Below are 7,675 nucleotides of genomic sequence, written 5' to 3' on the forward strand. Positions count from 1 at the left end.
ACTAGTCTGCATCCGGAGGCCGGAGGCCGCCCGCGCTCTCGTTCGAGTGCCGCATGAGCGAACGGCCCGTTGACGCGGGTCGACCGGCTCGAACCGTCGATGCTCGCAACTAGTCTGAATCCGGAGACCGGAGGCCGCCCGGACTCTCGTTCGAGTGCCGCATGAGCGAACGGCCCCTTGACGCGGGTCGACCGGCCCGAACCGTCGATGCTCGCAACTAGTCTGAATCCGGAGACCGGAGGCCGTCCGGGGGCCGGACTACACGTAGGTGACCTGGAGTTCCTTGATGCCGTTCAGCCAGCCCGAGCGGAGGCGGCGGGGCGGGGCCGCCTGCTTGATGTTGGGCATGTGGTCGGCGATCGCGTTGAAGATCAGGTCTATTTCCAGTTTGGCCAGGTTCGCGCCTACGCAGTAGTGGGCGCCTGTGCCGCCGAAGCCGAGGTGTGGGTTGGGGTCGCGGAGGATGTCGAACTGGTACGGGTTCTCGAAGACCTCGGCGTCGAAGTTGGCCGAGCTGTAGAACATTCCTACCCGGTCGCCCTTCTTGATCTCCGCGCCGCCCAGGACGGTGTCCTCCTTGGCGGTGCGTTGGAACGACATGACCGGGGTGGAGTACCGGACGATCTCGTCGGCGGCCGTGGCCGGGCGGCTCGACCTGTACAGGGCCCACTGGTCGGGGTTCTGCAGGAACGCGTGCATGCCGTGGGAGATCGCGTTGCGGGTGGTCTCGTTGCCGGCCACCGCCAGCAGCAGCACGAAGAAGCCGAACTCCTCCGAGGTGAGGGAGGTGCCGTCGATGTCCGCGTTGACGAGCTTGGTCACGATGTCCTCGCCCGGGCACTTCTTGCGTTCCTCGGACATCGCCCACGCGTAGCCGAGCAGCTCTGCCGAGGCGTTCATCGGGTCGACCGAGTACTCCGGGTCCTCGGAACCCACCATCTGGTTCGACCAGTGGAAGACCTTGTGCCGGTCGTCCTGCGGGATGCCCAGCAGCTCGGCGATCGCCTGGAGCGGCAGCTCGCACGCGACCTGCGTGACGAAGTCGCCGCCACCGGCGGCGGCCGCCTGGGCCACGATGCGTTCCGCGCGGGCGGCCAGCGCGTCACGCAGCCTGTTCACGGATTTCGGGGTGAAGCCGCGGGACACGATGCCGCGTACCTTCGAGTGGTGCGGCGGGTCGATGTTCAGCATGATCAGGCGCTGCATCTCGATCTTGTCCCGGGTCATCTCGGAGTTGAACCGGATGATCGCGGTGTTCTCCTCGGACGAGTAGACCTCGCTGTTGCGCGACACCTCCTTGACCTCGGCGTGCCGGCTCACCACCCAGAACCCGTCGTCGCCGAACCCGGCGACGTTGTGCGGCTGCGCGTTCCACCACACGGGGGCGGTGGCCCGCAGCTCAGCGAACTCCTCGACGGGAATCCGCTTCGTGTAGAGGTCTGGGTCGGTGAAGTCGAAGCCGGCCGGGATCCGAGGGGCGGGCATGGCTACCTCCGGAAACATGGAACACGTTCTAGTCGATTCAAACACACCCGTCCGACCAAACCAAGCATCTGCTTGCTTGATTTAGGAACAGGTTCTACTTTGTGTTCATGGGAAACCCGGTGATCGTGGCCGCGGCGCGCACCCCTGTAGGCAAGCGCGGCGGCACCCTGTCCGGCTGGCACCCGGCCGAGTTGCTCGGCTTCGCGCAGAGTGCCGTCATCGACCGCGTCGGCGTCGAGCCCACCCAGGTCGAGCAGGTGTTCGGCGGGTGCGTCACACAGGCGGGGGAACAGTCCAACAATGTCACCCGCACGGCGTGGCTGCACGCCGGACTGCCGTACCAGACCGGCTGCCTGACCCTCGACGCCCAGTGCGGCTCCGCACAGCAGGCCATGCACCTGATCGCGGCGCAGATCGCGGCCGGCGCCATCGACGTCGGCATCGCGTGCGGGGTCGAGGTCATGAGCCGCGTGCCGCTGCGGTCGAACATGGGCGTGGACGTCGGCAAGCCGCGGCCCGACTCGTGGGACATCGACCTGCCCAACCAGTTCGGCGGCGCCGAGCGGATCGCCGTCCGGCGCGGCCTGTCGCGCGAGGACCTGGACCGGTTCGGCGCGCTGTCGCAGCAGAAGGCACGCAAGGCCTGGGACGCCGGCCACTTCGACCGGGAGGTCGTCCCGGTCGGGGACGTGACCAGGGACGAAGGCCTCCGCGACACCAGCATGGACGCGCTCGCACGCCTGAAGCCCGTGCTGGCGGACGGCCTGCACACGGCGGGCACGTCGTCACAGATCTCCGACGGGGCGTCCGCCGTGCTGCTGATGGACGCGGCGAAAGCGCGTGCACTGCGCGTCACCCCGCGTGCACGGATCGTTGCGCAGTGCCTCGTCGGTAGTGAGCCCTACTACCACCTCGACGGGCCGGTGCAGGCCACCGAGCGGCTCCTGGCACGCAGTGGCATGAAGATCGGCGACCTGGACCTGTTCGAGGTCAACGAGGCGTTCGCGTCGGTCGCCCTGTCCTGGATGTCGGTGCACGAGCCGGACCCCGACCGGGTCAACGTCAACGGCGGCGCCATCGCGATCGGGCACCCGGTCGGCAGCACCGGCACCCGGCTGGTCACGACCGCGCTGCACGAGCTGGAGCGGCGGGACGCCTCGACCGCACTGATCACCATGTGCGCCGGCGGCGCACTGTCCACGGGCACGATCATCGAGCGGGTCTGATGACCGTCGAGGTCGAGGAGGCCGAGCCGGGCGTGGTGGTCGTGACGGTGGACTACCCGCCGGTCAACGCGCTGCCCGTGGCCGGCTGGTTCATGCTGGCCCACGCCGTCACGAACGCCGGTCGCGACCCGAACACGCACGTCGTGGTGCTGCGGGCGGCCGGGCGCGGTTTCAACGCGGGCGTGGACATCAAGGAGATCCAGGCGAAGGGGCACGGCGCGCTGATCGGCGCGAACCGGGGCTGCGCCGCCGCGTTCGGCGCGGTGTACGACTGCGAGGTGCCGGTGATCGCGGCCGTGCAGGGGTTCTGCCTCGGCGGCGGGGTCGGGCTCGTCGGCAACGCGGACGTGGTGGTGGCCAGCGAGGACGCGACGTTCGGACTACCCGAAGTGGACAGAGGAGCGCTCGGTGCGGCCACGCACCTGGCTCGGTTGGTGCCGCAGCACCTGATGCGGGCCATGTACTACACGGCGTCGACGGTCACCGCCCAGCAGCTGCACCACTTCGGCTCGGTCTACCGGGTGGTGCCGCCGGCCGAGCTGGCGGGCGCGGCACTCGAGGTCGCCACGCGGATCGCGGCCAAGGACACGCGGGTGATCCGGGCGGCGAAGAAGGCAATCAACGGGATCGACCCGCAGGACGTGCACCGCAGCTACCGTTACGAGCAGGGCTTCACGTTCGAGCTGAACCTGACCGGGGCCGCCGACGAGGCCCGGAACCGGTTCCTGGAGGACGGTCCGTGAGAGACAAGAGGATGACCGCCGACGAGGTGGTCTCGACCCTGTCCGACGGGATGACCATCGGCATCGGGGGCTGGGGGTCGCGGCGCAAGCCGATGGCGCTGGTGCGGGCGATCCTGCGCTCGCCGCTGAAGGACCTGACCGTCGTCTCCTACGGCGGCCCGGACGTCGGGCTGCTGTGCGCGGCCGGCAAGGTGCGGCACGTGGTGTTCGGGTTCGTGACGCTCGACTCGATCGCCTACGACCCGTGGTTCCGCAAGGCCCGCGAGTCGGGCGCGATCAGCGTGCGGGAGTGGGACGAGGGCATGTTCCAGACCGGGCTCCGCGCGGCCGCGCACCGGTTGCCGTTCCTGCCGATGCGGGCCGGGCTGGGGTCGGACGTGCTGACGTACGACCAGTCGCTGAAGACCGTCCGCTCCCCCTACGAGGACGGCGAGGAGCTGGTCGCGGTGCCGGCACTGCACCTCGACGTGGCGCTGGTGCACCTCAACCGCGCCGACCGGCACGGCAACGCGCGGTACCTGGGTCCGGACCCGTACTTCGACGACCTGTTCTGCCTGGCCGCCGGGAAGCGGTACGTGTCGTGCGAGTCCATTGTGGATACTAGCGAGCTGGCGACGGCCGGTCCGCCGCAGACGCTGCTGCTCAACCGGATGATGGTCGACGGCGTCGTGGCGACGCCGCACGGCGCGCACTTCACGAGCTGCGTGCCGGACTACGGGCGGGACGAGCGGTTCCAGGAGGAGTACGCGTCAGCGGACTGGGAGTCCTTCGTCGACAGGTACCTCAGCGGGGACGAGGCGTCGTACCAGAAGGCGGTGGCGGCGTGAGCAGAGCCTGCGGAGCGTTCCGGCGGACCGAAGCGAAGGAGGTCGTGGCGTGAACCGCATGGCCGTGTGCGTGGTCGCCTGCGCGGAGCTGTTCCGGGGCGACGGCGAGATCCTGGCGAGCCCGATGGGTTCCGTCCCGTCGCTCGGTGCGCGGCTGGCGCGGGCGACGTTCGAACCGGACCTGCTGCTGTCCGACGGCGAGGCGACGTTGCTGACCGGCGACGGGACACCCGAGGGCTGGCTGCCGTACCGCGCGGTGTTCGACGTGGTCGCGCACGGGCGCCGGCACGTGGTCATGGGCGCCAACCAGATCGACCGGTACGGCAACCAGAACATCTCCTGCATCGGGCCGCACGCGACGCCGAAGCGGCAGCTGCTCGGCGTGCGTGGCGCGCCGGGGAACACGGTCAACCACCGCACCAGCTACTGGGTGCCGAAGCACTCGCCGCGGGTGTTCGTGCCGGCCGTCGACATGGTCGCCGGCGTCGGCTACCACCGCGGCGGCGGGCCGTTCCACGACGTCCACCGCGTGGTGACCGACCTGTGCGTGCTCGACTTCGGCGGCCCGTCGCACGCGATGCGGGTCGTGTCCGTGCATCCCGGGGTCACCGTCGACGAGGTGGTCGAGCGGACCGGGTTCCCGCTGGTCGTGGACGACCCGCCGGAGACCAGGGCACCGACGGACGACGAGCTGGCCCTACTGTCCACACTGGATCCGACGGGTGGCTGGAACGCCTGATGGAGACCGCGCTGACCAGGCTCGTCGGGGTACGTCACCCGGTGGTCCAGACCGGTATGGGCTGGGTGGCCGGTCCCCGGCTCGTGTCGGCGGTCGCGAACGCCGGCGGCCTGGGCGTCCTGGCGTCGGCGACGATGACGTTCGACGAGCTGCGTGCGGCCGTCGAAGAGGTGCGGGAGCGGACCGACAAGCCGTTCGGGGTGAACCTCCGCGCGGATGCCGTGGACGCCGCCGAGCGGGTCAAGCTCCTGATCTCGACCGGTGTCCGGGTCGCGTCGTTCGCGCTCGCGCCGTCGCAGGAGCTGATCGCCACGCTGAAGGACGCCGGCGTGGTGGTCGTCCCGTCGATCGGCGCGGTGCGGCACGCGCGGAAGGTGGCCGCGTGGGGTGCGGACGCCGTGATGGTGCAGGGCGGCGAGGGCGGTGGCCACACGGGCCAGGTGGCGACCACGGTGCTGCTGCCGTCCGTTGTGGACGCCGTGGACATCCCGGTGATCGCGGCGGGCGGCTTCTTCGACGGCCGGGGCCTGGCGGCCGCGCTGTCCTACGGCGCGGCCGGCATCGGGATGGGCACGCGTTTCCTGCTCACCGAGGAGAGCACGGTGCCCCGGGCGGTCAAGGACGCGTACCTGGCCAGCGGCCTGACCGACACCGTGGTGACGACACGCGTGGACGGCATGCCGCACCGGGTGCTGCGCACGGAGCTGGTGGCGTCGCTGGAAAGCGCCGGGCCGGCCCGTGGTCTGCTGCGTGCCGTGCGCAACGCGGCCCGGTTCCACAGCCTGACGGACCTGTCGTGGCGGTCGATGGTGCGTGAGGGCCTGGCCATGCGGCGCAACCACAAGCTCACCTGGTCGCAGCTGGTCATGGCGGCCAACACGCCGATGCTGCTGCGGGAGGGCCTGGTCAGGGGCAACACGGAGGCCGGCGTGTTGGCGTCCGGTCAGGTGGTCGGTGCGCTGCGTGACCTGCCGACGTGCGAGGAGCTGATCGGCGGGATCGTCCGCGAGGCCAGCGAGATCATCGAGCGCCTACCGCGGTGATCCGGGTGCCGGAGCGACGGACCCCTAGTAGGAGACCGCCTTCTCCAGCTCCACCAACGACTCCTCCAGGAAACCGAGCAGGCGCTGCAGGTGCGGCACCGTCCGTCGGCAACCCGTCAGGCCGAACTCCAGGTTGCCGGCGTAGCTCGTCACCGTGATGTTCAGCGCCTGGCCCTCGTACGGAATGGACAGTGGGTACACGCCCTGCATGCGGGCGCCGTTCCAGTACAACGGCTTGCGCGGACCGGGCACGTTCGAGATCAGGACGTTGAACGCCGGCGGCGTGACCCGGACCATGCCGGGGATCATCCCGATGGCCAGCGGGATCAGCGGCAACGCGGACAGGGCGGTGATCTGCAGGCGGCTCATCCCGTGGTAGATCGCCTTGCCCTTGAGCATCGAGTCGTGGATGGTCGCCAGCCGCTCACCCGCGTCGGCCTCGGTCGTGGCCAGGTTGCAGAGGATCAGGCCGATCGCGTTGCCGCCGAAGGACTTGTCGGTGCGCAGGGACACCGGGACCGCCGCCACGAGTGGTTTCTCCGGCAGCGCACCGAGGTCCAGCATGTACTTGCGCAACGCACCCGCGCACATGGCCAGCATGACGTCGTTGAGGGTCGCGCCCGAGGCCCGGGTGACCACCTTGATCCGGTCGAGCGGCCAGCCCTGCGCCGCGAAGCGGCGCGCGCCGGTGATCGCCACGTTGAACATCGACCGCGGGGCCTGGAACGACAGCGTCGCGGACTGCTCGCGGAACGCCTCGTTGACGAGTCTCGTCGCGGCCGAGCCGAGGCCGCGGACCCCCTTCACGACGTCCTGCACGGCGCGGACCGGGTCGAAGGCTTCCGACTCCTTCTTGCTGGTGAACACGTCCGTGCGCACGCGTGGCGACCACGGCGGCCGTACGGACATGTCCGACGGGTCCTCCGACAGCGACGCCTGCATGAGCCGCAGGGCCGAAACGCCGTCCAGTAACGAGTGGTGGACCTTCGTGTACGTGGCGAAACGGTTGCCCTGCAAGCCGTCCATCATCGTGAACTCCCACAGGGGACGATGGCGGTCGAGCAGGTAGCCGTGCAGGCGGGAGGTCAGCTCGAGCAGCTCGCGAACGCGGCCGGGCTTGGGCAGACCGGACAGGCGGACGTGGTACTCGAGGTCGAGCTGGTCGTCGTTCGACGACGCGAACTGGCCGACGGTGCCCACCGGGCCGCGTGGTCGGCGCCGGAAGAGCGGGCGGACGTCCGCGAGCGACAGCAGCTGCCGGTGGAAGTCGTTGACGTAGTCGGGTCCCGCGCCGTCGGGGAGCTCGAAGAGCTGCAGCCCGCCGACGTGCATCGGGTGCTCGCGCGTCTCGGCGATCAGGAACATCGAATCCGTGACCGGCATCATGGGCATGGTGAACCTCCTCACCGCACCTTAGAGTTCCTAACAAAGTCGTGCGACGTGTCGCCAGGTGATGATGCAGGTGGCCAGGCCGAGGAATGCCTCATGGATGTCGTCGCGGCGTTCCCAACGGATACGTAGGCGTTTCATGCCGTGGTACCAGGCCACGGTGCGCTCAACCACCCACCTGACCTTGCCCAGACCGGAACCGTGGGGCTGACCACGGCGGGCA

The 7,675-nt window shown here is 69.7% G+C and carries 8 protein-coding genes; 5 read left to right on the top strand and 3 right to left on the bottom strand.

The window, feature by feature from the left end; translation table 11 throughout:
• Positions 1 to 258 precede the first annotated feature (258 nt).
• A complete protein-coding gene (locus ACJ73U_RS18350; protein WP_407778864.1) occupies positions 259 to 1,485 on the bottom strand; it encodes a cytochrome P450 in 1,227 nt (408 codons plus the stop codon).
• Positions 1,486 to 1,592: 107 nt separating this feature from the next.
• Between ACJ73U_RS18350 and ACJ73U_RS18355 the strand changes: the two genes are divergently transcribed.
• The 5 genes from ACJ73U_RS18355 to ACJ73U_RS18375 are packed head-to-tail and all read left to right on the top strand — an operon-like array spanning position 1,593 to position 6,063.
• A complete protein-coding gene (locus ACJ73U_RS18355) occupies positions 1,593 to 2,711 on the top strand; it encodes a steroid 3-ketoacyl-CoA thiolase (RefSeq protein WP_407778865.1) in 1,119 nt (372 codons plus the stop codon).
• A complete protein-coding gene (locus ACJ73U_RS18360) occupies positions 2,711 to 3,454 on the top strand; it encodes an enoyl-CoA hydratase family protein (protein ID WP_407778866.1) in 744 nt (247 codons plus the stop codon). Before ACJ73U_RS18355 ends, ACJ73U_RS18360 begins: the two co-directional genes overlap by 1 nt.
• Positions 3,451 to 4,281, top strand: coding sequence for a CoA transferase subunit A (locus ACJ73U_RS18365; protein WP_407778867.1), 831 nt, complete (start codon positions 3,451 to 3,453; stop codon positions 4,279 to 4,281). The genes ACJ73U_RS18360 and ACJ73U_RS18365 overlap by 4 nt, the downstream gene beginning before the upstream one ends.
• A 58-nt stretch (positions 4,282 to 4,339) precedes the next feature.
• Complete coding sequence (locus tag ACJ73U_RS18370) at positions 4,340 to 5,020, top strand: CoA-transferase subunit beta (RefSeq protein WP_407778871.1); 681 nt, start codon at positions 4,340 to 4,342, stop codon at positions 5,018 to 5,020.
• On the top strand, positions 5,020 to 6,063 hold the full coding sequence (locus ACJ73U_RS18375) for an NAD(P)H-dependent flavin oxidoreductase (RefSeq protein ID WP_407778868.1): 1,044 nt from the start codon (positions 5,020 to 5,022) through the stop codon (positions 6,061 to 6,063). The genes ACJ73U_RS18370 and ACJ73U_RS18375 overlap by 1 nt, the downstream gene beginning before the upstream one ends.
• Positions 6,064 to 6,087: 24 nt before the next feature.
• Here the strand turns inward: ACJ73U_RS18375 and ACJ73U_RS18380 are convergent, their stop codons facing one another.
• Positions 6,088 to 7,455 carry a WS/DGAT/MGAT family O-acyltransferase gene (locus ACJ73U_RS18380; RefSeq protein WP_407778869.1) on the bottom strand — a complete coding sequence of 456 codons (1,368 nt, stop codon included), beginning with the start codon at positions 7,453 to 7,455 and terminating at the stop codon, positions 6,088 to 6,090.
• A 30-nt stretch (positions 7,456 to 7,485) separates the two neighbouring features.
• A partial coding sequence (locus ACJ73U_RS18385; RefSeq protein ID WP_407778870.1) for a transposase occupies positions 7,486 to 7,675 on the bottom strand: 190 nt, incomplete at its 5' end.

This window comes from Actinophytocola sp., from assembly GCF_045807065.1.
Lineage (GTDB): Bacteria > Actinomycetota > Actinomycetes > Mycobacteriales > Pseudonocardiaceae > Actinophytocola.

What these genes read in the sequence shown, in the direction of transcription:
- ACJ73U_RS18380 (WP_407778869.1), bottom strand. Translation starts at nt 7,455, where the DNA reads ATGCCCATGATGCCGGTCACGGATTCGATGTTCCTGATCGCCGAGACG.
- ACJ73U_RS18370 (WP_407778871.1), top strand. Translation starts at nt 4,340, where the DNA reads ATGGCCGTGTGCGTGGTCGCCTGCGCGGAGCTGTTCCGGGGCGACGGC.
- ACJ73U_RS18350 (WP_407778864.1), bottom strand. Translation starts at nt 1,485, where the DNA reads ATGCCCGCCCCTCGGATCCCGGCCGGCTTCGACTTCACCGACCCAGAC.
- ACJ73U_RS18360 (WP_407778866.1), top strand. Translation starts at nt 2,711, where the DNA reads ATGACCGTCGAGGTCGAGGAGGCCGAGCCGGGCGTGGTGGTCGTGACG.
- ACJ73U_RS18355 (WP_407778865.1), top strand. Translation starts at nt 1,593, where the DNA reads ATGGGAAACCCGGTGATCGTGGCCGCGGCGCGCACCCCTGTAGGCAAG.
- ACJ73U_RS18375 (WP_407778868.1), top strand. Translation starts at nt 5,020, where the DNA reads ATGGAGACCGCGCTGACCAGGCTCGTCGGGGTACGTCACCCGGTGGTC.